Genomic DNA, 24,286 nt, shown 5'->3' on the forward strand with positions numbered 1-24,286 from the left:
GGCGACCGTGCCGGAGGCTTCCTCAAACTTCCAGTGACCGACCATCCCGGCGAGCTGGGCGATCTCCGCGGCGTCGATCACGCGGTTGTAGATGCGGACGTCGTCGAGAACGCCGTTGGCGGCGTGGCCCCACTCACCGTGAAACGGATTAGAGACGCCGATTCGCCACGGTTCGGTTCCGTATTCATACGCCGCCGCGCCCGGTGTGAAATTCGAAGTTTGGACGAGCGTGCCGTTGAGATAGAACTTGATCGTCCCCGCGTCGCGATCGACGGTGGCCGTGACATGGTAGAATTTTCCTGGGGCATTGTAAGTCCAGGCCCCGGCGCCATTCCAAGTGGGGGTCGCTCCAATCCAGTGTTCATGAAAAAAGTAGCCTTCGCTGCTGTAGACTAGGCCCGTATGCCACCCTGACTTGCGGATAATGCCGTAGGCGGCAGTGTTGTCCGAGCCCGTCCCGGGCGGGAGATTGTTCGGCTTGAACCAGGCGGCCAGGCTGTAACTGTTTTCCTGGACGTTCTCCAGACTCGACGAGTTGGCGATCTGGACGTAATCGGAGCCGTTCGTGTAGTTCGCCGAGAACCCGTTCTTGCGGGCGGCGGCCGTCCACGTCGCCGTTCCCGACACCGTGCCGTTGTTGCCGAGGCCCGAGCTGTCGGCGACGGCCGTGCCGCTCGTTTCGTCGAGCTTCCAGTGTCCGACGAGTCCGTAGAGCTCCAACACTTCCGCTTGCGTGAGCTCTTTGGCGTAGATTCGGAAGTCGTCGATCGCTCCGGCGAAACGCTCGGTCGATCCGGTTCGAGTTCCGAGCGACAGGATGCCGGCGCCTTGGTCCGTGAGGGTGGTCGTCCCCGTTCTGTCGAGGGCTCCGTCGACGTAGATCTTGTAGGCGCCGCTGCTGCAGTTGTAGACCACGGCCACATGCCGCCAGTCGTTGGCGACTGAGAAGACCGTGTTGCTCGTCGGGCCGCTGGAGTTGCCGAGGTTGAATCCCAACTTGCCGTCGGTGCGGTAGGCGACGTTCCAACTCGAGGTGATTCCCGTCAGCCGCTGGGTCGATCCCGGCGTGCCGTTGCCTCGGAACCAAAAGGCGACCGAGCCGATGGCCGGGGGATCGAAGTTGGCGTTGGACTTCGCGTCGTTCGAGCCGCTGAACTGGAGCGCCTTGTAACGCCGCCCGTCCACCCAACTGGGGGTTCCGGTGTTAAAGGCGCCGTGGCGCCCGTTGTTGGAGGAGTCGGTCAGCACGGTCCCGGCGGTTGCGTCGAGCTTCCAGTGGAGCATGAGGCTGGTGTCGGCCCCGGCCCAGGCGATGGCTTGTTGGGCGATCTTGAGGCCGTTGGAGTTGAGCGCCGACCAATTGAAGCTGTCGCCGCCCCAGGGGAGCCGCACCCGTCGTCCTGCGGCCGTACCGCCCCCGGCCAGGGCGCCGCCGACCTCGATCACCCCGAGCATGTTTCCCGCGGAATAGTTCTGCTTCGACAGCACGGTCATTCCTGCCGCGACGGTGGGGTTCATCATCGCCAGCGGCTGCGACGAACTGACGATCGTCACGTAACCCGTCGACAAGCCAGTCGTCACGGAATGGGTGTTGTCGAGAATCTCAGTCTGAGTGTGGCCGGCGTCCCACCCGGTTCCGGTCGAAAACCCCATGTCGTCGTCGAGGTAGCGTTCCTCGCAGACGACCCCCTTGGTCGTGTTCTTGCACTTTGTCGTCAGAACCCAATCTTCGATCGTCACCGGGATATAGACGACGTCGACGCCGCTCATCGCCGTGTCGAATGCGGACTGCGAGCTTTCGTCGGCAATTGTGGTGACGGTGTGGCCCCACCCCTCAAACTGCGTTTTTCGAGCGCTCTCCGAAGCTGAAGGCGTGGACGACAGAGTGACTAGCAGCACGTTGAGCGCAGCAGCGCGGCCCGCAGCGCAGCACCAAAGAGCGGCGGTTGCAGCGAGGGCGAGAAACGGCAAACGGCGGCGAGCCGCTGGGGCCGCCGCCGCTAATGCGTGGATTCGTTTGTCGGAGCGCGATCGAGTGATCATGACCTGATGCGCCGGGCGGGAGCGCCGCGGACCGCGTCGGCGTCCTTCGGGGGTCCTACTTGGTCAAGGCGGGTTCGGCCTTGTAGAGCGACTCCAGCACGTCGCGTCGCGCCACGAGCCCGACCAATCGGCCGCGCTGGAGGACCGGGGCCCGGCGAACGCGGTGGACGATGAACAAATCGGCGGCCTTGCTGACGGGATCGTCGGCTTCGACCGTGAGCACGTCGGTCGTCATATGCTGAGCGACCGTATCATCGAGCATCCGCTGGTCGTAAGCGATCGCCAGCAGGGCGAACTCGGTGAGGACCCCCACCAACCGGCCCGCGTCGTCGACGATGGGCAAGCCGCTGATGCGCCGAGCCAGAAGCAGTTCGATCGCGTCCCGCACCGAATCCTGCGGAGTGATCGTGACGACCCGATCGGTCATGATTTGTCGGACGGCGAGCATGGACGGATTCCTATGCGTGCGATGTACGGGCGGACAAGAACGCCGAGGGGGGCGAACAAACGGCTGCGGCGGCATCAAGGTTCCAGCCTCGGGAGGTCCGCGCCGGCGAACCCTCGAATCGCCGGTAAAACCTAGTTCAGAAATGCGTATGAGCCAGTTGCCTGCGGGAAGTTTCCGCCGTCGAAATCAAATCCCTGCGAGCGGCGCAATCCCGACGATCGGCGCCGTCGGCAGTCGACATGGACGATTTGATGGTCCAGTCCCGTTCTGTCGCATAAGATTCAACAGCCGCTCGCTCGGCGCTCCTCTCCTCCGCCGCGCTCGTCACAGGGAACCGCCATGGCGTCCGAGCTGCCTCTTGCCGAGTCTGCGCTCTCGTTTCGCGGGTACAACGTGACCAACCTGGGGCGAACTCCCGAGTTGGCCGCCGTTCCGGCCTATCGTCGAATCGTCGAGGAGGAGCTCGACCGGTTTTCGCAGATTTGCGCCGACGTGGTGCACCGGTCTGTTGATCTCGGTTCGGCCGTTCGCACCCAGCGCGAGTATGGACTCGACCGCTACGCCGAAGCGGTCGCGCTGATCGTGGCGATTGAAACGGCCCAACTGCGGCTGTTGGCCGAGGTGCACGGAATCGATTGCCGAGCGGCGCGGCTGAGTTTCGGCTACAGCCTGGGCGAGATGACGGCCGTTTGTTGCGGCGGAGTGTTTGCGATCGAGGATCTCATCACAGTCCCGTTGGCGATGGCCGCCGATTGCGCGGAGATGGCGCACGACGTGACGATGGGGATTCTGTTCTCGCGCGAGGAAACGATCAACGCCGCGGAGATCGAAGGGTGGTGCGAGCGGGTCACCAGCGAGGGCGCCGGGGCGATCGGCGTCTCCGCGGTGCTGTCGCCGAATTCGCTGTTGGTGCTCGGGCAAGGGGACTCGGTGCAGCGGCTCAAGGGACTCGTTGACGCCGCCAGCAAGACGCGGCTTCACCTGCGAATCAACGAGCATCGGTGGCCGCCGCTCCACACGCCGATCGTGCGGCAACGACATGTTCCCGATCGTTCGGCCGTGCTTCTCGAACGGTTGCCGGGAGGGTGGCAAGCCGCCCAGCCCCCTGTGTTCTCGCTGGCCGCGGGGCGCCGGGCGTACGACGGACGCGGGGCCCGCGGCACGCTGCGCGAGTGGGTCGATCGGCCTCAGCGGTTGTGGGACGCCGTGTGCGACGTGCTCGCTTCGGGAGTGCGAACGGTGATCCACGTCGGCCCGGAACCGAACGTCGTCCCCGCGACGTTTCACCGACTGGCGGAGAACATTCGCCAGCAAGCGAACGGCCGGTCGTGGAGCAGCTTCGGTTTGCGTGCCGTCGCGGGGTTGGTCGAGCGGCCCTGGTTGGCGTCGCTGCTGCCGACCCGGGCGGCGCTCTTGCGGGCGCCGGAGGTGAAGCAGATCAACCTGGAAGACTGGCTATTGGAATTCGCGCCGCGAGAATAGCGGCGGGACGCCGAGGCTTGTCGTCCGAAGACGCATCGCAGGCGCCAGATGTTCATTGGTCGACAGTCGGCAATTCGTAGCAGGCGGCCCACTCCGCATTGCGGATGAGGAGCTTGTTGCTGCTGAGGGCCGGGTTGTTCCAGGTCACTCCTTCCAAGGCGGGGAAGCTGGCCAATTCGACGTATTTGGCGGGGTTCGCCTCGGCAAGGATCACTTCGCCCTCTTCGCTGAGGATCAGCAGTTTGTCGTCGGCGAGCATGATCTGCCCGTGCCCGAACGCGGGGCGGCGTCGCTTCTTCCAGGCTTGCTTGCCGGAGTCCAATTCGATGCATTGCAGGTTCACGTCGTCGATGCCGTAGACGAACCCGTCCTTGACGACGACGTTGCCCATCTTGGTTTTCATGACTGATTTCTTCCACAACCGTTCGATCGTCCACGCTCCCTCGTTTTGGGCGAGACGAATCAACTCGGCGCCCTCGCCATAACCCTTGGAAAGAAACAACCGGTCGTCGCCGACGGGCACGGGTTGCGAGGTCGAGGCGTTGGCGTCGCTGTTGCCGGGCCAGGGATGTTCCCAGAGAACGGCCCCTGAGCCGGCGTCGTGGGCCGTGACGAACTCTTCGTTCACGACAACGACTTGCTCGACCCCCGCGAGGGTCGTCACGACCGGCGTCGCATAGGATGCGCGACGATCGCCGGCTTGCCAGATCGCCTCGCCCGTGTTTGCGTCGAGGGCGACGAGCGAGCTTCCTTTGCCGGTCGACTGCGCGGCGACGTTGGCTGCGGCGTCGCCGACGGCGATGAGGAGCTTGTCGCCCATCAACACGGGCGAGCCGGCCTTGCCCCACAGGAGGTTGGATCCCCCGAACTTGGTCAACGTGTCGCACGACCAAATAAGCTTGCCGGCGGCCGCGTCGAGACAGTTGACGATCCCCGTGGCGCCTTGAGCGTAGACGCGGCCTTCGTGCAGGGTCGGAGTCGCCCGCGGGCCGATGCCTCCCAAGGAGCCGCCGCCTGTGGGATCGAATCGCACCGGGTCGGAGCGGGTCCAGACGATTTCCCCGTCGTCGACCCGGTAGCACGAGATCAGTTCGTCGTCGCCGCGTTGTTCTTGCGTGACGGCAAAGTTGCCGACGACCGCAAAAGCCGACCAGCCGGCGCCGATGCGCTGCTTCCATAATTCCCGCGGCCGGGCATTCCACTTTGCGGCCAAGCGGGCGTCGTTCGCCTCGGCCCACGGCTTGCCGCCGAGAAACGCGGGGTAGTCGTGGGGAGTGGAACGCCATTCGAGCGAAACTTCGGTCGGCGTGGCAGGGGGGGCGAGTTCTCGGTCGGGCTCATCCCAGCGCCAGCGCCAGCCGACGATCCCCACATCGCCGTTGTTGATCGTCTTGATCGGCAACCGCTGGAAATAAAATGCCATCAAGGCCAGCACGATTCCGCCTCCGAGCAAGCGGCGAACGAGCGCCGATCCGTCTGCGAAACCGACCAGCCAGATCGACCAGCCAAGCGCACCCATAATCACCGCTGCATGCCACATACTGTTGACCAGCCCGCGGTCTTCGAGGGCCAGCGCGGCGACGACGCACACGGCGACAAGCGCCGCGGGCCAGACGATCGGGAATAGGAAGCGGCGCGTGGCTGGCGTCGGCAGGGTCGGATCGGACATAGCGAGGCGAGGGCTCCGGAGGGAACGGCGGTTGGGAGCGGCACGGGTCCACGCCGTCAGTGTTGTATGGTAGGGGGAGCAGTCGGGAGCGACAACAGACGGCTTGCTCGGGCATGGCAAGGGCGGCTGGGGGCGATCCGAGCGGGCCCCCAGGCGATTTCCTGCGGGCTTCGCTTCGCGGGCGCCACAGCCACCCTCCTGGCGGCTTCTTGAGCCCGGTTGCGGCGGCTGCGCAGCCCGACTACAACCGAAACACCCCGGACGCCGGCAACAGGCTGCCCCCCTTCCCTTCCAGGTAACCATGACAGCGTGAGCCGGCGCGAATCGCAACAACTCGATGGACAATGGGCCGTGGTCACCGGCAGTTCCCGCGGAATCGGCCGGGCGATCGCGCTGGAGTTCGCCGGTGCGGGAGCGAACGTGGTGGTGCACGCCCGATCGCGCGGCGAGCTGGCCGAGGAGACCGCTGCCGAGGTCCGCGCCTGCGGGGGCGAGGCCCTGGCGGTTGTTGCGGACTTGAGCGATTCGGCAGGGCGTGATGCGCTGCTGACCGCGACCGTGGGGGCCGGTTTGCCCGTCTCCGTGTGGGTCAACAACGCCGGGGTTGACGTGCTGACCGGCGCGGCGGCGAGTTGGACCTTCGCCGAAAAGCTCGCGGCGTTGTGGGCGGTTGACGTCGCGGCGACGATCGAACTGTCGCGGGCCGCCGGCGCCGCGATGCGCGACGGTCGCGGGGGCGTCATCCTGAACATGGGTTGGGACCAAGCCGCGAGCGGCATGGCCGGGGACAGCGGCGAGATGTTCGCGACCGTAAAGGGCGCCGTGGCGGCGTTTACTTGCAGTTTGGCGAAGTCGCTTGCCCCGCGCGTGCGGGTCAACTGCCTCGCCCCGGGGTGGATTCGCACCGCCTGGGGGGACGACGCGTCGCCGTACTGGCAAGCGCGAGCCCAGGCCGAGGCGCTCGTGGGTCGCTGGGGCGAGCCGCGCGACGTTGCCCGGGCGGCGCTGTTTCTGGCGTCGCCCGCGGGGGAGTTCGTCAATGGTCAGGTGCTGGCGATCAACGGCGGCTTCGCCGGCCATGCGCCTGCCGGTCGCGAAGGGGAGTAACCGCGACGCTTTCTTGGACTGCCGGCGCCCGGAGCGCTAGGCGACTGCAATTCACGGAACCACGATGTCACAACGCAGATGACGGCGAAGCAACGCGTCGCTTCTGGCGTTGTTTCCGTCGAGGCTCCCAAACAACGATTCAACCCTTGGCGCTCTTGGCGTCCTTGGCGGTTCTCGTCCCAATGGCTGAGCACATCCACTTCGTGACTGGGCGGTTGGCCGAGCAGGCTCTGCGACGGCAGGTTGCGGCGTTGGCCGAGAGGTTGGGGTTTGCGTATTCGATCGACGTGCTGCCGATCACCGTTGCGGCGCTGATGACCCCTGCGTGGATTGCCAAACATTGGAACGTGCCTGCGACGGCGACGCGGGTGATCATTCCCGGTTATTGCGGCGGCGACCTCTCGAAGCTGACCGGTGCGTCTTGTGCGCCGGTCGAGGCCGGCCCGCGGGATCTGAGACAACTTCCGGAGTTTTTCTGCCAGGCGCCCCCCCCTGACGACTACGGCGCATGGGACGTCGAGATCATCGCCGAGATCAATCACTGCCCACGGCTGACGCTGGCCGAGATCACGGCGACTGCGGCGGCGTTGGCCCGAGACGGCGCCGACGTAGTCGACGTCGGCTGCGAGCCTGGCGAACCGTGGAGCGGCGTTGCCGAAACGGTCCGTGCGCTGCGCGACGCGGGGCATCGCGTGTCGATCGACAGCATGAACCCTGCCGAGATCGAGCCGGCCGTGCGAGCCGGGGCCGAATTGGTCCTCAGCGTCAACAGCAGCAACGTCGCGACGGCCGCCGAGTGGGGTGTCGAGGTCGTCGCCGTACCGGACGACTCGGCGACGCTCGCGGGGCTAGACGACACAATCGTCCGCTTGGCTGACTCAGGAGTTCGCTTTCGGGTCGATCCGATCTTGGAGCCGATCGGGTTCGGGTTCGCCGCGAGTCTGGGGCGGTTTCTCGACGTGCGGCGGCGTCACCCCGACGCGGCGATGATGATGGGAATCGGCAACCTGACGGAGTTGACCGACGTCGACTCCGCCGGGTTGAACGTGGTGCTGCTGGGATTCTGCCAAGAGCTGGGGATCCGCAGCGTGCTGACGACCCAGGTGATCAATTGGGCGCGGAGTTGCGTCAGCGAGTGCGACCGTGCCCGGCGATTGGTTCACTATGCCGTCGAGCGGCGCGTGCTGCCGAAGCGGCTTGCGCCGGAGCTCGTGATGCTTCGCGATCCGCGGGTCGACGAGACGCCGGTCGAGGAGATCGCCGCGCTGGCCGACTTGGTTCGCGACGACAACTACCGCATCTTCGCCTCGGCGGGCGAGGTTCATGTCGTGCGGAGCGGGCTGCACCTGCACGATGTCGATCCGTTTGCGCTGTTCGACCGACTGCGAACCAGCGGGCCCGACGGCGGTCTTCCCCGGGGGCTCGACGCCGGGCACGCGTTTTACCTTGGCTACGAAATGCAGAAGGCCGCCACGGCGCTCGCGCTGGGCAAGCAATACCAGCAGGACGAGGCGCTGCGCTGGGGTCTGTTGACGCGCGACGAGCCTCGGCACTACCTCAAGCGGCGCCGCGACGCGACCGCAGGGGAAGCGCCATGAGCCGCGACGTGGGCGAGAAAGCGGTTGCTCAGATCGCGGCCCCCCCGGGATTGCCCGTGGTGGCGGAATTGCCGACGGGCCTCTCGGCGGTCGAAGCCTTTCGCCGGTTGAGGGTGCTGCCGCACGTCGTGTTCTTCGACAGCGCAGCGCCGCAGGGAGAGCTTGGCCGCTGGTCGTTCGTAGCGGCCGATCCGTTCGATTGGATTGAGTCGGCCGAGGGGGACGATCGCCCGCTCGATCGACTGGCGGCGCTGGCCGCCCGGTTCGCGCATCCTCGAGGCGAAGAATTGCCGCCGTTTACCGGCGGGTTGGCCGGCGTGTTGGGGTACGGTTTGTCGCGCTGCTTCGAGCGCGTGCCCGCACCGCAGTGCGACGACTTGCCGACGCCGGCCGTGGCAGTCGGTGCGTACGACGTGGTCATGGCGTTCGATCACTGGCGAAGTCGCGGATGGCTTGTGTCGCAGGGGTGGCCGGCGATCGACTCAGCGGAGCGGCGCGAGCGGGCGCGGGACCGAGCCGCACAGTTCCGGCAGTTGCTTGCCGGGGACGACGGCTCCAAACGCCTAGTCCGGGCCGAAGTCAGCGAAATCGCGGCGTGCGATCTCGCCCCGCAGCACGCCGCCGAGCTTGCAGGGGTCGTCAGCAATCTCACCCGCGACGACTACCTGACGATGGTGCGACGCGGCGTCGAGTACATTCATGCGGGAGATGTGTTCCAGGCGAACCTGTCGCAGCGGCTGCTTGCTCCTCAGACGCAATCGGCGGCGGACCTCTACCTGCGCTTGCGTGAGCGGAACCCGGCGCCCTATGCGGGATTCTTTGACATGGGCTCGACACAGGTTTGCAGCGCGTCCCCCGAGTGTTTTTTGACGGTCCGCGGCGATCAAGCAGAGACGCGGCCGATCAAGGGAACCCGCGGCCGTTCGCGTCATCCGCTGGCCGACCTGTTCGCCGGCGACGACTTGCGGGCGAGCGCCAAAGATCGAGCCGAGAACGTAATGATCGTCGACTTGCTGCGCAACGATCTGGCGCGATCCTGTACGGCCGACAGCGTGCGCGTCGACAAACTGTGCGAACTGGAGACCTACGCCCACGTGAAGCACTTGGTGTCGGTCGTCAGCGGTCGGCTGGCGCCAGGGCGGGGGCCGCTCGATTTGCTCGCTGCGGCGTTTCCCGGCGGTTCGATTACAGGCGCTCCCAAGGTGCGGGCCATGGAGATCATCGCCGAACTCGAGCCGACGGCCCGCGGTCCGTACTGCGGTTCGTTGGCCTATCTGGGGTTCGACGGTCAGATGGATTCGAACATTCTCATCCGCACGATCACGGCCGCGCACGGCTGGCTGCAGGCGCCGGTCGGCGGGGGGATTGTCGCCGCATCCGACCCGGCTGAAGAATATCGCGAAAGCTGGCACAAGGCGCGCGGGCTGGCCGACGTGATGGCGGGAGGAGTGTTTGAGCCTTGATGTTTGATTGGTGACGTAGAGGGTGCTCTCAGTCCCAAGCCGCCCGGCGATGTTGCTGCTCATCGACAACTACGACAGCTTTGCGCACAACCTCGCTCGATACTTCGAGCGGCTGGGACAGGAGACGCGCGTCGTGCGGAATGACGCAACGACGGCGGCCAAGGCCCTGGCGATGCGACCGGCGGCGGTCGTGTTGTCGCCGGGGCCCTGCACGCCGAGCGAAGCGGGGTGTTCGGTCGAGTTGGTGCGGCGCGCCAGCGGCGTCGTGCCGCTGTTGGGCGTGTGCTTGGGGCATCAGGCGATCGCTGCGGCTCTGGGAGGGCGAATCGTCCGAGCCCCCGCGCCCGTGCATGGGCAGACGTCGCCGATCGATCACGACGGCCGCGGGCTGTTTGCCGGGTTGCCGCGGCCGCTCACGGTATGTCGTTATCACTCGCTGATCGTCGAGCGCGAGTCGCTCCCCGACTCGCTCGATGTGACAGCGACGACCGCCGATGGTATCGTGATGGCGCTGACGCACCGCGCGCACCCGACCTTCGGCGTCCAGTTTCACCCGGAGGCGATCCTGACCGAGGGAGGGTACGGGCTGCTCGCGAATTTCCTCGCAGCCGCGGGACTTTCGACCTCGGTCGACGTCGCGACGCTCTCCGCGAGCGAGCGGCGCCTTGCTGTTCCGACGGAGACTGCGGTTCCCCGTGGGCCCGTGACGTTTTGAACCTCGGACCGAGACGCAGGCGCGCGGCGCCCGGGACTCTCTTGAACGACCGTTCCACAATGTCGATGCCTGCCGAACACCGCGATCTGACGGCGGAGTTGACTCTGGGCGAGTCAGGCCGGGTGTGGGAAGGACTCGTCACGACCCGCAACGCTGACGGGTCGACGAACGTAGCGCCGATGGGCCCCATCGCCGGTCCGGCGTTCGACTTCCTATTGCTTCGCCCTTACGCTGCGTCACGGACCTGTGCGAATCTCGAACGCATGCCGCGCGGGGTGTTTCAGCTGACCGACGATATCGAAGCGCTCGCCGCCGCCGTCGTGAAGCCGGCTGACTGGGCGCCAAAGCTCGTGCCAATCGAACAGTTTGACGTCCCGCGGCTGGCCGACTGCTGCCGATGGTATGCGTTCGAATTGGTGTGGTTCGACGTGGCGCCGGAACGCACGACGGCGCTCGCTCGGGTGGTCGATCACGGAGCGGTCCGCGACTGTTGCGGATTCAACCGGGCGAAACACGCCGTGCTGGAAGCGGCGATCCTTGCGACGCGAGTCGGCATCCTCCCCACGGACGAGATTGTCGCGGAGTTCGACCGGCTCGCCGTAATCGTCCGCAAGACTGGCGCCGCGGCTGAGTTGCAGGCGTTCGCCGTGCTCGAGCGGTTCGTCGCTGCGGCGGGGGGCGCCTTGACGGAAACGGCGCCGTGACGACTCACCAGGTGCACATCTCGGCGGCGGCGCGGCTCCACTTCGGGCTCTTGCGATTCGAGCAGACCGAAGGTCGCAGCTTCGGCGGTCTGGGGGTGATGGTCGATACGCCACGGACGGTGCTGCAACTTGCCCCGGCCGCTTCGTGGCCGACGGTCTCCGGCGAATCGTTGCGGGTGCAACAGGCGGCGCGACGGGCGCTGGAGGCGTGGGGGCAAGCGAGCGGCCTTGCTGCGTTGCAGGTGGAAGTCGTCGCATCGTTGCCGGCGCATCGGGGGTTGGGGTCGGGGACGCAACTCGCCCTCGCCGCCGCGGCCGGCGTACGGGCGCTCGTCGGGCTGCCGCCGGCGAGCGCCGCGGAGTTGGCGCGAGTCGCCGGGCGGGGGCGGCGCAGCGGCGTTGGCGCCCATGGGTTTCACGGAGGCGGGCTCGTGTGGGAAGTCGGCAGGCTCCCCGGCGAGTCGACCGGTCGACTCGCCGAGCGGGTCGCCTTGCCGAGCGCCTGGCGGGTCGTGATGGCGATCCCCGCGCAAGAGACGGGATTGAGCGGCGTCGCCGAGCGCGACGCATTCGCCCAGCTTCCCGCGCCCCCGACGGAGTTGACGGATCGACTGATTCAACTTGCTGAGAGGACGATTGTCCCCGCGGCCCGTGCGGGGGACTTCGCAACGTTCAGCGCCGGCGTGTCTGAGTACGGCCGCGAGGCCGGTTCGATGTTCGCCCCCGTGCAAGGAGGCTCGTACGCCTCGCCCGAGATCGCTCGCCGCGTCGCTGCACTGCGCGAAGCGGGCTGTTGCGGCGTCGGCCAATCGTCGTGGGGGCCGACGGTGTTCGGCTTGTGCGCGAATGCCGCCGATGCGACATTTCTCCGAATCAAAATGGGCGCCGAACCGGCGTTCGCGGAGTGCGAACTGACGATCGCGGGGATCGACAATCAGGGCGCCGTCGTCACGAGGGGGTGAATCGCTGGTGCTGTCTCAAGCTCACTTCGACGGCACGCCGGGCACGACGACGAAGCAAATCGGCTGCTCTCGTTTCTGCCAACACGGCGTAACGGAAACTCAGATGCCGCTCAACCGGCGGAATCCTGGCCAGAAGCCAATCGCTGCAGCGCATGATCCGTCGCGTCGCCGTGGTTCGATGTCGCTCGATCGAGCGTGACCGGATCGGCTACAGCAGTCCGTAAGCGATCAGCGTTTGTCGCAGGGCTTCCTCCTGCGGCGGGTCGAGCGTAGTCATCGGCAGGCGCAGCTCGCCCGTATCGCGGCCCAGCATCTGCATCGCGGCTTTGACCGGGATAGGGTTTGTGGCAAGCCCCAGCATGTCGCGGCACAAGCCGAACAGCCGGTGGTGCCAGCGCATCGCTTCGTCCTTGTCCCCCGCGGCGTAGGCCGTCAGCAGGGCGATCATGTCCCGCGGCACGATGTTCCCCACAACAGAGATCACTCCCCGGCCGCCGATCGCCAAGAGCGGCAACGTCAGGCTATCGTCCCCGCTGAGCACCGTGAGGTTCGTATTGCCGATGATCGCCGAGGCCTGATCGAGCGAGCCGGTCGCCTCCTTGACCATGGCGATGTTCTCAAGTTCCGCGAGGCGAATGATGGTTTCGGGTTCGACGTTCTTCCCCGTGCGTCCGGGGATATTGTAGATGCACTGCGGCAGGCCGGTCTCCTCGGCCAGGATCTTGAAATGCTCGTAGAATCCCTTCTGTGTCGGCTTGTTGTAGTACGGCGCCACCTGCAGAGCGGCGTCGGCGCCGTTCCGCTGGGCGTTCTTGGTGAGCCGCAACGCCTCGGCCGTGCTGTTCGAGCCGACGCCCGGCATGACCTTCATCCGCCCGGCGACGGTGTCGCAGACGAAGGCGATGACCCGATCGTGTTCGTCGTGGGTCAGGGTGGGCGACTCGCCCGTGGTGCCCACGGGGCAAAGGCAGGTCGTCCCCGCGGCGACCTGGAACTCGATCTGATCGCGAAGGAGGTCATAGTCGACCTCGCCGTTCTTGAACGGGGTGACGATCGCCACCGACAGGCCGGCAAACGCTTCAGCTTTGGTCGTATTCAACGGGGTCGCTCCGGTACGCGGGGTGCCGACCGCAAATCATCCCAGATTCGCGGGGCCCGTGATGATACGACCGGCCGGCCGGGCCGGCAATCGGCTAACCCGCGCAGAACCGTGAAATCGGTGCGCATTTCGCGATGGGGCGCGGGGGACCGCTTGGACGAGTTGTCGTCCCTGCTCCCACGCGCGTCGCCGCATCATTCGATCAGCCGCTTCATGTCGCGGACTGCCTGCTCCAGGCCGACCATAATCGCTCGCGAGATGATGCTGTGGCCGATGTTCAGCTCGCACATGCCGGGAATCACGGCGACGGGGCGAACATTGCGGTAGGTCAGTCCGTGGCCGGCGTGGAGCACCAGCCCAGCGTCGCGGACCGCTTGGCCGGCGTCGCGGAGGACCTGCAGTTCGGCGTGTCCGCCGAACGCGGCGCTGGCGAGGGCGTAAGCGCCGGTGTGGATCTCGACCGCTTCGGCGCCGAGTTCCGCGGCGACTTCGATTTGCCGCGGGTCAGGGTCGAGAAACAGACTCACCACGATCCCCGCGTCCTGCAGTTGCTTCACGGCGTCGCCGACGCGTGCCTTCTGCCCCGCGGCGTCGAGTCCCCCTTCGGTGGTGACTTCCTCGCGGCGCTCGGGGACGAGGGTCGCCTGATAGGGGCGTGCCGCAGCAGCGATCCGCAGCACCTCGGCGTCGCAGGCGAGTTCCAGATTGAGCTTCACCGTGACCGTTTGTCGGAGCAGATGCAGGTCGCGTTCCTGGATGTGTCGACGATCTTCGCGAAGGTGGAGCGTAATGCCGTCGGCCCCGCCGATCTCGGCGAGCGAAGCGGCCCACACCGGGTCGGGTTCGTTCGTCTTGCGGGCCTCGCGCACGGTGGCGACGTGGTCGATGTTGACGCCCAATAGTGCCATGTCGGGAGTCTCTTGTTGGACTCAGGAGGGGACGGGGAGCCGCGGAGGCTGCGCCCCTGGGGCCCAATATCGCCGACGCGAGTCGGATTCGTCCAGGACCTGCGGAAGCGAGCCGGGCGACTTGCAGTGTCTTGTGGCTCCGCACAAATCTCACGCCGAGACACGCCGAAACCGCGCCGTGGCTCGTTCTGGCCTTGACGACAAACCGGGAACGCCCTTTTTCGCTTCGGGTATTGGGTTCTGTACGTCAAGACACGGCTTGACTCCAGGCGATTCCCTCTCAGAACTTGCTGCGGTTTTCTGTGCTTCGGAGTGAAACCAAGGAGCCTGCAACTTGCGGCGCCCGGGCCGTTTTCCTGAACTGAGACGACAGCCGAAAGAATCCCCCGCTGCGCACCGACGCGGCTCGGACGACGCAGGTTCGCGGGGCGAGGGCGGCACATTCGGCACAAGCCGACCAGGCGGGGATTTGAGGCCCGTTTTCAAGGGGCGAGCGAATTGCTCCGACGCGGGGTCGAGCTACCTTTGCTTGGAAACCAACGGACCTGAACTGGGCTGGCCAGAAGGTCGCCCGTACGCCTCCGGGCTTTTCGCACCCCCGGCTGTGAACGTCGGCCGGACGCCGTAAGAGAGACAGAAATCGACCGTCCGCAACCGTCGAGTATGCTCCTCTACCCGCGAAGACGGCAGAATTGACGACGAGAAACATGATGAATTGCCATGAACTCGCGCTGCAGATCGAGCGTTTGGAACCCGCGGCCCGGCCGCAAGACGTCGCTCGGGTGTGTCTGCTGCTGGCCAACCAGACCGACCAGTTGGAACGATTGGCGGACGAGCCCACGCTGCGCGCGGCTTGGAAGGAAGCGGGAATGAAGCTGCAAGCCGCCACGGACCAACACGCGGCGATGACGCAGGAGCTGGAAGACCTGGCCAGCAGCGATCCGGAGAAATTCACTCGCGACCAAATCTGGGTGCTGATCCGCGCGATCAAGGTGCAGAGTCAGGTTCTGCAACTGTACGTGGGCCGGCCGCTGCTGGACGTGTAGCGGACGGGGTCAGATCGAGAACTCTTGGAGCAGCGCGATCGCCACCGTCATGTAGATGACGATGCCGATGATGTCGATGATGCCCGCCAGAAAGGGGCTGCTCATCAGCGCTTCGTCGAGACCGAGCCGGCGAAACAAGAGCGGCAACTGCGAGCCGATGACGCTGCCGCAGGTGACGACCCCGATCAGCGTCAGCGGCACGACCATGATTTCGCTAAGCGCCGGTTCGCGCGCAACGACCCTCGCGATCCCGAAGCCGATGATCGCCAGGAAGCCCCCCAGGCATAACCCGGTGGCGACCTCGCGCCGCAGCACGCGCCACCAATCGCGAGGGGTGATGTCCTTGTTCGTCAGGGCGCGAATCGCAAGCGTGGTCGATTGCGTGCCGCTGTTCCCGCCGCAGGATGTGACCAGCGGGATGAAAAACACCAGCCAAGGAACGGCCTTGAGCTCCTCGTCATAGGTCTTGAGCGTCGTGGCGGTAAGAGTCGCGGCGACGAACAGAATCGTCAGCCACAAACCGCGTTTCCAGGCGAGCTCGTACCACGGGGTGTCGAGGTACGTTTCGGCCAGCGGTTCAAGACCGCCGGCCAAGTAGGCGTCCTCTTCCGCTTCCTCGCGCAGCACGTCGATGATGTCGTCGTGCGTGATGATCCCCAACAGCCGCCGCTCGGCGTCGACGACCGGGATCGCCAGGAAGTCGTAGTCGGCCACCTTCGCCGCAACCGTCTCCTGGTCGTCGGTGTCGACCACCGTCACGAGGTCCCGCTCGACCAGATCGGCAAGCGGCATGTTCGGCTTGTTCAGGTGGGTGACCAGTTGCCGCGCTGAAACAAGCCCGCGAAGGTGCCGCTCGTCGTCCACCGTGTAGATGTAGTAGATGGTTTCGTGCTCGCCCGCCTGCCGGGCGATCTCCTCAAGCGCCGCTCGCACCGTGAGCGACTCGGGGAGCATCGCGATGTCGGTCGTCATCAGCGAACCGGCCGTCCCCTCGGGGTAGGCCGACAGCCGCATGATGTCCCGCCGCTCCTCGGCGGGCATGAGCGGCATGACCAGATCGACCGCCTCGGGCGACACTTGGTTGAGGAGGTCGACCCGGTCGTCCGCCGGCATCTCGGCGATCAGGGCGCTTGTTTCCTCGGGGGGCGCCGTCTCGAGGATCTCAACCTGCTTGGCTTGGTCGAGGTACGAAAAAATCTCGATCCGATTCCGCGGATCGGTGTGCTGCAGGACCTGCCACGACTCCTCGGCAGTGAGTCCCTCCATAAATTCCGCCGTCCGCGCCGCATGCAGCGCAGTGCAAAACTCGGCAAGGCCGGCCCGATCGTCGTCGGCCAGCATCTCGCGGAGTTCCGGCAGGTAGAGGGTGTTCACCATGGCGATCGGGCGGCAAGCCGGGAGGACGCAGGCGGCGGCTCAGGGCGGCCCCGTCGTATCAGGGGGAGGACGTTTCATGACGGGCGTGGGGAATCGGCGCCGAACTCAAGCCGGGCGCGGGGCGGCGAGTCGAGCGCGACTCGCTCCCCTTGCCCAAGTCTACCGTCCAGGGGATGGTCTGGGCAGCCCGGGAGCTGCCCGGCGCGCGGGGTCGCGTTGACACAAATCGCGCCGCTGATTACTCTTGCATCCAGCGGCGCAGCGGTCCCGACGTGTCTGGGGCCGGCGTCCGTGATTGAGTGGATCTCCTCCAAGCCTGCGGCGGCTTTGCCGCGGCAGTGGCATCCGGCGACGGACGGCCTCACTGCCGCAGCGCAGCCTTCGCCCCCCAGCGATGTCTACCATTCCCAGCGATTCGGTCGAGAACGACCGAACCGACCTGGCCGGGTGCCAGGAGCGCATCGGCTACGCCTTTCGCGACCCCCAAATGTTGGAGGCGGCTCTGACGCACGCCTCGGGGGTCGCCCATCGGCTCTCCTCGAACGAGCGGATGGAGTTCCTCGGCGACGCCATTCTCGGCAAGGTCGTCTGCGAGCGGTTGTTTCACCGCTACCCCGAGTACTCCGAGGGGGAACTGACCAAGATCAAGTCGGTCGTGGTCAGTCGCGACACCTGCGCCCGGATGAGCGACGCCTTGGGATTGTCCGAGTACCTGATCCTCGGCAAAGGGATGGCGGCCGACCCCAGCGTGCCGCGCAGCGTGCTGGCCGCGGCGTTCGAGTCGTTGATCGCGGCGATCTATCTCGACGGCGGCATCGACGCCGCCGAGGCGTTCATCCTGCAGCACGTCGAGGCCGAGATCGAGTCGGCCGTGTCGTGCGAGTTCGGCGGCAACTACAAGTCGATGCTGCAGCAGTTCGCCCAGCGCGAGCATGGCGTGACGCCCAATTACCGGTTGCTCGACGAAAAGGGCCCCGACCACAGCAAGTGCTTCAAGATCTCGGCTCAAGTGGGCGAACAGCGTTTCCCCCCGGCGTGGGGCCGCAGCAAGAAGGAATCGGAACAGCGCGCCGCCCACAACGCCATCTGCCGCCTGCGCGGCGAGCATGAGCCGTACCCGACGGAAGACTCGGACGGAGAGACGCTGAACAAGGGGGAGTGACCACAGGCGCCGGGAGTCCGAGATCGTCTGGCGTCATTTATCCGCCAACTCCCGCCACACCTTCTGCCTCAGATCGAGGATCGGTTCGTTGCTGCCGATGTAGCCGTTGGCGAGCAGCGAGAAGGCGAGCAGGCGGCCGGTGCGGGTTTTCAGGTAGCCGCTGATCGTCGAGACGCTTTGCATGCCGCCCGGTTTGGCGGCGATCACGACCGCGGCGTCGCCCGCTGCGGCGTCGGCCAGCTTGTAGCGCGGCAGCGAGTCGAAGAATTCCTGGCTGCGGCGATGGGTGTGCATGAACGCCAAGAGCCGCACGGCCGAGTCGGCGCTGACGAGGTTGTAGCGCGACAGGCCCGAGCCGTCGACGATGCGGAACGAGCCTGGGTCCAGCCCGGCGACGGTCGTCAGCCAGTTGGCGATCGCGGCGGCGCCGTCGGGCCAGTCGGGCCGCTCGACGCCGCGGCGGATGGCGATTTCGTGCAGCAGCGCCTCGCCGACGGCGTTCTCGCTGACCGCCTGGAAGTGGTTGATCGCCTCGACGAGCGTCCGGCCGGAGTGGGAGAGCTCGCGCGTCGCGAGGACGACGCTTGAGGATTCGGCGGCGGTTGGGTCGTCGGCTTGTCTGGCCAGCGGCGATTTGAACTTCACGCCGCGCGATTCGAGCGCCCCTTGGAAGACCCCGGCGACCCAGGGGCCCGGGTCGTGCATTGTGAGGGCCTTCTTGGTTTCGCTTCCCCCGCTTGGCGGCGAGCGGACGACGATCGGCTCGGTGAACGGGCGGCGGGTGATCGCGATTTCGGTCGCGGCGGGGTCGGGCTCGATCACGATCGGAGGCGAATGCGACGGCGGATCGAACACGACGTGCGGCGGACCGTCGATCCGCGGGGTCGACTTCACCGTCAACACGTTGAAGTCGAGCATCAGCGGCGTGACGGACATGTTGTAGTAGTCGGGGTCGTCGTCCCACATCCACCCAGGGCCCTTCAGCCGCGGGGCGTAGCGGCTGTTGTCGGCGACGACGCGGCCGCGGACCGTACGGAGCCCCCATTCGGCGACGACGCGGGTGGCGAGGGCGCGCAAGTCGGCGGCGGCGAGCATGCTGTCCCCTCCGCCGACAATCACGAGGTTCCCCTGCAACTCGCCGTCGACGATCGGCCCGGCGGCCAGGACGTCGGTCGCGAAGCGGTGCCGCGGGTCGAACAGGTCGAACGCGCACGCGGCGGTGTAGATCTTCAGGTTCGACGCGGGGATGAACAGCCGTTCGCCGTGGCGGTCGAACAGCACGCGATTGTCGGCCAGGTCGACGACCTTAAGCGCCACGGTCGTGCGCCGGGCCGAGGGGTGCTGGTCGAGGAGCTTGGCGAGCCGCTGCTCGAGCGGCGTCGCGGCCGTTGCCGCGCCGGCAGCGACGGCGACCGACGCGAGATGGACGAGCACGGCGAGCAAGCGTGGCATGCGAAGGGTCTCCGGCGGCATCGATCTTTGCGAGGCGCGTTCCGGCTTTGCGGGGCGCGTTCCGGATCGGCGACGACGATTCGGCAGGCGGGCGCTCAATTCGCCTCGCCCATTGGGCAAAAAGCGGGGCTGACGCTGGTCGGCCCCGGGGCTCGCCACTTATCATGGAAGACTCGGCGGCGGCGGGGCAAGACGCCCGCTGCACGCAATCGCGTCTGCTTTTCATCTTCTTGCGTTGTTCGGCGAGCCACGTGCTTCGCGGGGGCCTGCGATGTTGAATCGACGAGACTGTCTGAAATGGTCGGCGGCGGGGTTCGGGCTCTTGGCCTCGGGGCGGGCGCCGGCGGCTGCAGCCAACGATCGCATTCGGCTGGGAATCATCGGCCTGGGATGGCGCGGGAACGAGTTGCTTGACATGTTCCTTCGCGAGAGCGGCGCCGAGATTCGCTGGCTGGTCGACGTCGACCGCGAGCGCGTCGACGAAGCCGGCAAGAAGGCGCCCCAGGCCAGCCGCTCGCAGAATCTCGCCGACGTGATCGAGAGCGACGACGTTGATGCGGTCGTCATCGCCACGTGCAACCATTGGCATTGCTTGGCGGCGGTTCGCGCAATCGCCGCAGGAAAGGACGTGTACGTCGAGAAGCCGCTGGGACAGAACGTGTGGGAGGGCCGGCAAGTCGTCGCCGCGGCCCGCAAGCACGATCGGATCGTCCAGTTGGGGACGCAGCAACGGTCCGACCCGATGCAGCGGGGGATCCGCGAGTTCCTGCACGAGGAGCAGGCGCTGGGGAAGATTCTGGGGGTCGAGGTCTGCCGCTACGGCGTGCGACCGTCGATTGGCAAGCAGGACGCCCCGCTCAAGCCGGCGGCGTCGGTCGACTTCGACCGGTGGCTGGGGCCGGCGCAGGATCTGCCGATTTATCGGCCGAACCTGCACTACGATTGGCATTGGAGCTGGAACACGGGCAACGGCGAGATGGGCAACTGGGGGGTTCATCTGGTCGACGACGTGCTGAACGTCGTCCTGCGCGACTCGCTCGCGCTGCCCCGATCGGTGCAGGCCGGCGGCGGGCGATTGACATGGAACGATGCGGGGGAGACTCCGAACGTTCACTTCGCCCGATTTGACGCGGGCGAATTTCCCGTCGTGTTCGGGCTGAGCAATCTGCCGGAGAAGCCGGGCGCCCGCGGCGCGCTGAAACGCCACGGCGTCGAGAGCGGGTACATTGTCTCTTGCGAAGGGGGGCGGTACTGCGGTTGGCGCGGAGGGGGGGTGGCTGTCGACGCCCGGGGGAAGGAACTCCGCAAGTTCCGCGGGACGAGCGGCGCCCAAGAGCACGTGCACAATTTTCTCGAAGCCGTCCGGACGCGCGATCGCGGCTTGCTCAACGCCGAGGTCGCCATCGGCGACTCGTCGACGAACTGGTGCCACATGGCCAACCTCGCCTATCGCTCCGGCGTCGCGGGCGGGGGGAGCAAGGTCGACGGAGACGACCCCGCATGGCACGGGATGTTGGGGGCGCTTGGGGATCATCTGCAGGCGCACGGCATCGGCCTTGGCGACGAGCAATTGCGGGCAAGCGGCGTGCTGACGATCGCCGCGGACGACGCCGCATTCGCGGGGCCGAACGCCGAGGTCGCCAACAGCTTGCTGCAACGTGAATATCGCGCGGGGTACGAGTTTCCCACAGAGACGGCTTGAGGTTGTCGGGGTGAACTGGGAACGCTGATTCTTGAAAAGAGGACTGGCTCGCGAACCAAACTAGGCGCTCATAAACGTTGCGTTCCGTGAGCGCGCCTGTTCCCTATTTTCACTCAACGGCATCGCGGCAAGCTCGGGGCTTGTTCCTCTTGGACCGCTCGGACCTCAGCCCTTCGACGTTGTCCTCGAACCTTTAGAACCCTCACTCCATTCCCCCATCGCCCGTCCATGTCCTACCGTCGCGTCGCCACGTTGAAAACCGCCGCGGAGTTTCGGGCCCATTTGGCCTCGATTGGCGCCGAGATGCCGCTCGACGACGACATGGGCGATCCGGCCGCGTCGCCGTTGGCGGCGACGATCGAGGCCGACGGCCGGACGATCGGCAACAGGTTCTGCATTTTGCCGATGGAAGGGTGGGACGGCACGCCCGACGGTCGGCCGACCGAGTACACGATCCGGCGGTGGGAAAACTTCGGCCGTAGCGGCGCCAAGCTCATTTGGGGGGGCGAGGCGGTGGCCGTCGAACACAGCGGCCGAGCCAATCCCAATCAACTGCTGATCAACGACCAGACCGTCGGCGACCTCGCCCGCTTGCGCGAGCGGTTGACGGCGGTCCACAAAGACCAGTTCGAAACGACCGACGATCTGTACGTCGGCCTGCAGTTGACCCACTCCGGACGGTTTGCGCGGCCGAACGACAAGAAGCGGCTCGAGCCGGTCGTCATGTATCGGCATCCGGTGCTCGACCGGAAGTTTCACATGGAGGACTCGCTCCATGTGCTCACGGACGACGAAATCGACGCCCTGATCGACAAGTTTCTCGTCGCGGCCAAGCTGGCCTACTCGGCGGGGTTCGAGTTCGTCGACGTCAAGCATTGTCACGGCTATCTCGGGCACGAGATGCTCAGCGCGTTCGACCGCCCGGGCAAGTACGGCGGGTCGCTGGAGAACCGCACGCGGTTTATGCGGACCGTAATCGAGCGGATCGCGACGGAGGTTCCGGGGCTGAAGTCGGTGGTGCGGATTAGCGCATTCGACTGGAGTCCCTTCGAACCGGGACCGGACCCGGACCGCACCGGACAGCCCTGCGTCCCGGTCGGCGAGCCGTATCGGTGCGCCTTCGGCGGAGACGGCACGCCGCTGGGGATCGACCTCGCCGAGCCTGCGGCCGTGCTCAAGATGCTAAGCGAGTTGGGCGTGAAGCTGGTGTGCGTCTCGGTCGGCAGCCCGTACTACAATCCGCATATCCAGCGGCCGGCGCTATTCCCGCCGTCGGACGGGTATCAGCCCCCCGAGGACCCGCTGGTCGGCGTGGCGCGGCAGATCGCAGTAACCGCGGAGCTCAAACGCCGGCAGCCCGATTTGGCGATCGTCGGTTCGGGCTACACCTACCTCCAGGAGTGGCTGCCGAACGTGGGGCAGGCGGCGGTGCGAGCCGGGATGGTCGACTCCGTCGGCCTGGGGCGAATGGTGTTGTCGTACCCCGAACTGCCCGCCGACACGCTCGCCGGCCGGACGCTGGTCCGCAAAAAGGTCTGCCGCACCTTCAGCGATTGCACGACCGCCCCCCGCAACGGCCTGATCTCGGGCTGTTACCCTCTCGACCCGTACTACGGCAAGTTGCCGGAGGACGCGGAGCTCAAGGCGATCAAGCGGGAGAGCGGGGGCTGATTGGCGACTGGCGACCGATTGTTGCTGTCCCCCCCGCCCCCAACCCCTTCCCCACAACACCTGACCGACTTGTCCCATGATCGCTCTCGACCCGCAGCTTGCTCCTCAAACGTTGTTGCCGCAGATCGAGCGGATGTGGGAATTGTCCGGGGCAAAGATCGATGCGATCGCCGCGTCGTCGTCGGCTCGCGGCGGGAAGACTCCCGTGTTTACCGTGGCAGGAAAATACCAGCCGCAGGGGTGGACCGAGTGGACCCAAGGGTTTGAGTTCGGCTCGGCCCTGCTGCAGTTCGACGCGACCCGGGACGAGCGGTTTCTGGAATTCGGCCGCACGGCGACGATCGAGTTGATGGCCCCGCACGTGACCCACTTCGGGGTTCACGACCATGGGTTCAACAACGTGAGCACCTACGGCGCCCTGTTGCGACTGATGAACGAAAGGGTGCTCCCCGAAGATCCTTGGCAACGACAATTCTACGTCATGGCCCTCAAGGCGAGCGGCTCCGTGCAGGCCGCACGGTGGTCGACCACGGCTGCCGGCGGGGGCTACATTTACTCGTTCAACGGTCCCCATTCGTTGTTCGTCGACACGATTCGGTCTTGCCGGGCGCTGGCGTGGGCTCACCAGTTGGGGCACGCGGCGATGGGCGAACGGGACGAGCGCATGTGCCTGCTGGGACGGTTGGTGCAGCACGCCCAGGCGACCGCACGGTTCAATGTGTGGTACGGCACGGGACGCGACGCCTACGACCTGCGCGGCCGGACCGCGCACGAGGCGATCTTCAATCGCAACAACGGGGACTTCCGCTGCCCGTCGTCGCAGCAGGGATACTCGCCGTTTTCGACGTGGACGCGCGGACTGGCGTGGGCGATGGTCGGATTCGCCGAGGAGTTGGAGTGGCTCGCCACGCGCAGCGACGAGGAACTGGCGCCGTACGGAGGCCGAGCCGAGATCGAGAGCGAGTTCCTCGACGCGGCGACCGCGACATGCGACTTCTACATCGAGCAGACTCCGGTGTGCGGCGTGCCGTACTGGGACACGGGGGCGCCGGGGTTGGCGAAGTTGGGGGACTATCTCGATCGCCCCGCGGAACCGCTCAACGACCACGAGCCGGTCGACAGCTCCGCCGCGGCAATCGGCGCTCAGGGATTGCTGCGCCTGGCCAGCGTACTGGACCGTCGCGGGACAGCAGGGGGCGACCGGTATCGTTCCGCGGGGCTCGCTGTGCTGCGCACCTTGCTCGCCGAGCCGTACCTGTCGACCGATCCCGAACACGAAGGGCTGCTGCTGCACACGATTTATCACCGCCCGAACGGCTGGGATTTCATTCCGCCGGGCCGCGCGATCCCCAGCGGCGAGGCATGCATGTGGGGCGACTACCACTTGCGCGAGCTGGCGCTGTACGTCCAGCGGCTGGCTCGCGACGAGACCTACTACACGTTCTTTGGACCGACGAGCTGCGGCAGCGCTTAGGGACAACCGCGGAGCACAGGATCCAAATGGCCGCAAAAAGCGGACAATCCGCCTCGGCCCCGAGAATGAGGCTTGGTTGTTGTTTGCGTCGGCCTGATCGCCTCATTGTTCCGCACGAGCTGGCACGAATCGTGTCGCTGCCCCGCTAACGCAAACGACTTTCGTCAACCGAGCTTCGCATGTCGATATCCACGCCCCAGCAGG

General features: G+C 66.4%; 19 protein-coding genes. 12 read left to right on the forward strand and 7 right to left on the reverse strand.

Annotation, left to right across the window (positions count from 1 at the left end):
* Both KF688_14615 and KF688_14620 read right to left on the reverse strand, forming a co-directional pair.
* The coding region (locus KF688_14615) for a LamG domain-containing protein (protein ID MBX3426909.1) at positions 1 to 1,770 on the reverse strand (1,770 nt) is incomplete at its 3' end.
* Positions 1,771 to 2,098: 328 nt separating this feature from the next.
* Complete coding sequence (locus tag KF688_14620) at positions 2,099 to 2,491, reverse strand: CBS domain-containing protein (GenBank protein ID MBX3426910.1); 393 nt, start codon at positions 2,489 to 2,491, stop codon at positions 2,099 to 2,101.
* Between the two features lie 339 nt (positions 2,492 to 2,830).
* Here KF688_14620 and KF688_14625 point away from each other — a divergent pair, with 339 nt between their 5' ends.
* Positions 2,831 to 3,973: an ACP S-malonyltransferase gene (locus tag KF688_14625; protein ID MBX3426911.1), complete on the forward strand. Its 1,143-nt coding sequence runs from the start codon at positions 2,831 to 2,833 to the stop codon at positions 3,971 to 3,973.
* Between the two features lie 52 nt (positions 3,974 to 4,025).
* Here the strand turns inward: KF688_14625 and KF688_14630 are convergent, their stop codons facing one another.
* On the reverse strand, positions 4,026 to 5,642 hold the full coding sequence (locus KF688_14630; protein MBX3426912.1) for a PQQ-binding-like beta-propeller repeat protein: 1,617 nt from the start codon (positions 5,640 to 5,642) through the stop codon (positions 4,026 to 4,028).
* Positions 5,643 to 5,951: 309 nt separating this feature from the next.
* Here KF688_14630 and KF688_14635 point away from each other — a divergent pair, with 309 nt between their 5' ends.
* The 6 genes from KF688_14635 to KF688_14660 all read left to right on the forward strand — a co-directional run bounded on the left by KF688_14635 (position 5,952) and on the right by KF688_14660 (position 12,191).
* The gene (locus KF688_14635; protein ID MBX3426913.1) at positions 5,952 to 6,749 is read left to right on the forward strand and encodes an SDR family oxidoreductase; all 798 of its coding nucleotides are present in this window, start codon (positions 5,952 to 5,954) and stop codon (positions 6,747 to 6,749) included.
* Positions 6,750 to 6,931: 182 nt separating this feature from the next.
* Entirely contained in the window at positions 6,932 to 8,347 is a 1,416-nt protein-coding gene (locus KF688_14640; GenBank protein ID MBX3426914.1) for a dihydropteroate synthase, read from the forward strand.
* The gene (locus KF688_14645; GenBank protein MBX3426915.1) at positions 8,344 to 9,810 is read left to right on the forward strand and encodes an anthranilate synthase component I family protein; all 1,467 of its coding nucleotides are present in this window, start codon (positions 8,344 to 8,346) and stop codon (positions 9,808 to 9,810) included. The genes KF688_14640 and KF688_14645 overlap by 4 nt, the downstream gene beginning before the upstream one ends.
* Positions 9,811 to 9,859: 49 nt before the next feature.
* Positions 9,860 to 10,525 carry an aminodeoxychorismate/anthranilate synthase component II gene (locus KF688_14650; GenBank protein MBX3426916.1) on the forward strand — a complete coding sequence of 222 codons (666 nt, stop codon included), beginning with the start codon at positions 9,860 to 9,862 and terminating at the stop codon, positions 10,523 to 10,525.
* Between the two features lie 65 nt (positions 10,526 to 10,590).
* Positions 10,591 to 11,229 (forward strand): DUF447 family protein, encoded by a 639-nt coding sequence (locus tag KF688_14655; GenBank protein ID MBX3426917.1) that lies wholly within the window; start codon positions 10,591 to 10,593, stop codon positions 11,227 to 11,229.
* Entirely contained in the window at positions 11,226 to 12,191 is a 966-nt protein-coding gene (locus KF688_14660; protein ID MBX3426918.1) for a hypothetical protein, read from the forward strand. The genes KF688_14655 and KF688_14660 overlap by 4 nt, the downstream gene beginning before the upstream one ends.
* A gap of 208 nt (positions 12,192 to 12,399) precedes the next feature.
* Here KF688_14660 and dapA read toward each other — a convergent pair whose 3' ends face one another.
* Together dapA and KF688_14670 are read right to left on the reverse strand one after the other, a co-directional pair.
* Positions 12,400 to 13,290, reverse strand: coding sequence for a 4-hydroxy-tetrahydrodipicolinate synthase (gene dapA, locus KF688_14665; protein ID MBX3426919.1), 891 nt, complete (start codon positions 13,288 to 13,290; stop codon positions 12,400 to 12,402).
* Between the two features lie 194 nt (positions 13,291 to 13,484).
* On the reverse strand, positions 13,485 to 14,198 hold the full coding sequence (locus KF688_14670; protein MBX3426920.1) for a pyridoxine 5'-phosphate synthase: 714 nt from the start codon (positions 14,196 to 14,198) through the stop codon (positions 13,485 to 13,487).
* A gap of 710 nt (positions 14,199 to 14,908) precedes the next feature.
* On the opposite strand from KF688_14670, the gene KF688_14675 reads away from it, so the two are divergent.
* Complete coding sequence (locus tag KF688_14675) at positions 14,909 to 15,244, forward strand: hypothetical protein (protein MBX3426921.1); 336 nt, start codon at positions 14,909 to 14,911, stop codon at positions 15,242 to 15,244.
* Between the two features lie 9 nt (positions 15,245 to 15,253).
* Here KF688_14675 and mgtE read toward each other — a convergent pair whose 3' ends face one another.
* Positions 15,254 to 16,621, reverse strand: a complete 1,368-nt coding sequence (mgtE, locus tag KF688_14680; protein ID MBX3426922.1) for a magnesium transporter — start codon at positions 16,619 to 16,621, stop codon at positions 15,254 to 15,256.
* A gap of 394 nt (positions 16,622 to 17,015) precedes the next feature.
* Here mgtE and rnc point away from each other — a divergent pair, with 394 nt between their 5' ends.
* A complete protein-coding gene (rnc, locus tag KF688_14685; GenBank protein MBX3426923.1) occupies positions 17,016 to 17,783 on the forward strand; it encodes a ribonuclease III in 768 nt (255 codons plus the stop codon).
* Positions 17,784 to 17,816: 33 nt separating this feature from the next.
* Here rnc and dacB read toward each other — a convergent pair whose 3' ends face one another.
* The gene (gene dacB / locus KF688_14690; GenBank protein MBX3426924.1) at positions 17,817 to 19,235 is read right to left on the reverse strand and encodes a D-alanyl-D-alanine carboxypeptidase/D-alanyl-D-alanine-endopeptidase; all 1,419 of its coding nucleotides are present in this window, start codon (positions 19,233 to 19,235) and stop codon (positions 17,817 to 17,819) included.
* A 271-nt stretch (positions 19,236 to 19,506) separates the two neighbouring features.
* Here dacB and KF688_14695 point away from each other — a divergent pair, with 271 nt between their 5' ends.
* The 3 genes from KF688_14695 (at position 19,507) to KF688_14705 (ending at position 24,082) form a co-directional block, all read left to right on the forward strand.
* Positions 19,507 to 20,937 carry a Gfo/Idh/MocA family oxidoreductase gene (locus KF688_14695; GenBank protein ID MBX3426925.1) on the forward strand — a complete coding sequence of 477 codons (1,431 nt, stop codon included), beginning with the start codon at positions 19,507 to 19,509 and terminating at the stop codon, positions 20,935 to 20,937.
* 228 nt (positions 20,938 to 21,165) lie between these two features.
* Positions 21,166 to 22,608, forward strand: a complete 1,443-nt coding sequence (locus KF688_14700) for an NADH:flavin oxidoreductase (GenBank protein MBX3426926.1) — start codon at positions 21,166 to 21,168, stop codon at positions 22,606 to 22,608.
* 124 nt (positions 22,609 to 22,732) lie between these two features.
* Entirely contained in the window at positions 22,733 to 24,082 is a 1,350-nt protein-coding gene (locus tag KF688_14705) for a glycoside hydrolase family 88 protein (GenBank protein ID MBX3426927.1), read from the forward strand.
* Positions 24,083 to 24,286 lie beyond the last annotated feature (204 nt).

It is taken from the genome of Pirellulales bacterium, assembly GCA_019636345.1.
In the GTDB taxonomy this organism is placed as follows: Bacteria; Planctomycetota; Planctomycetia; order Pirellulales; family Lacipirellulaceae.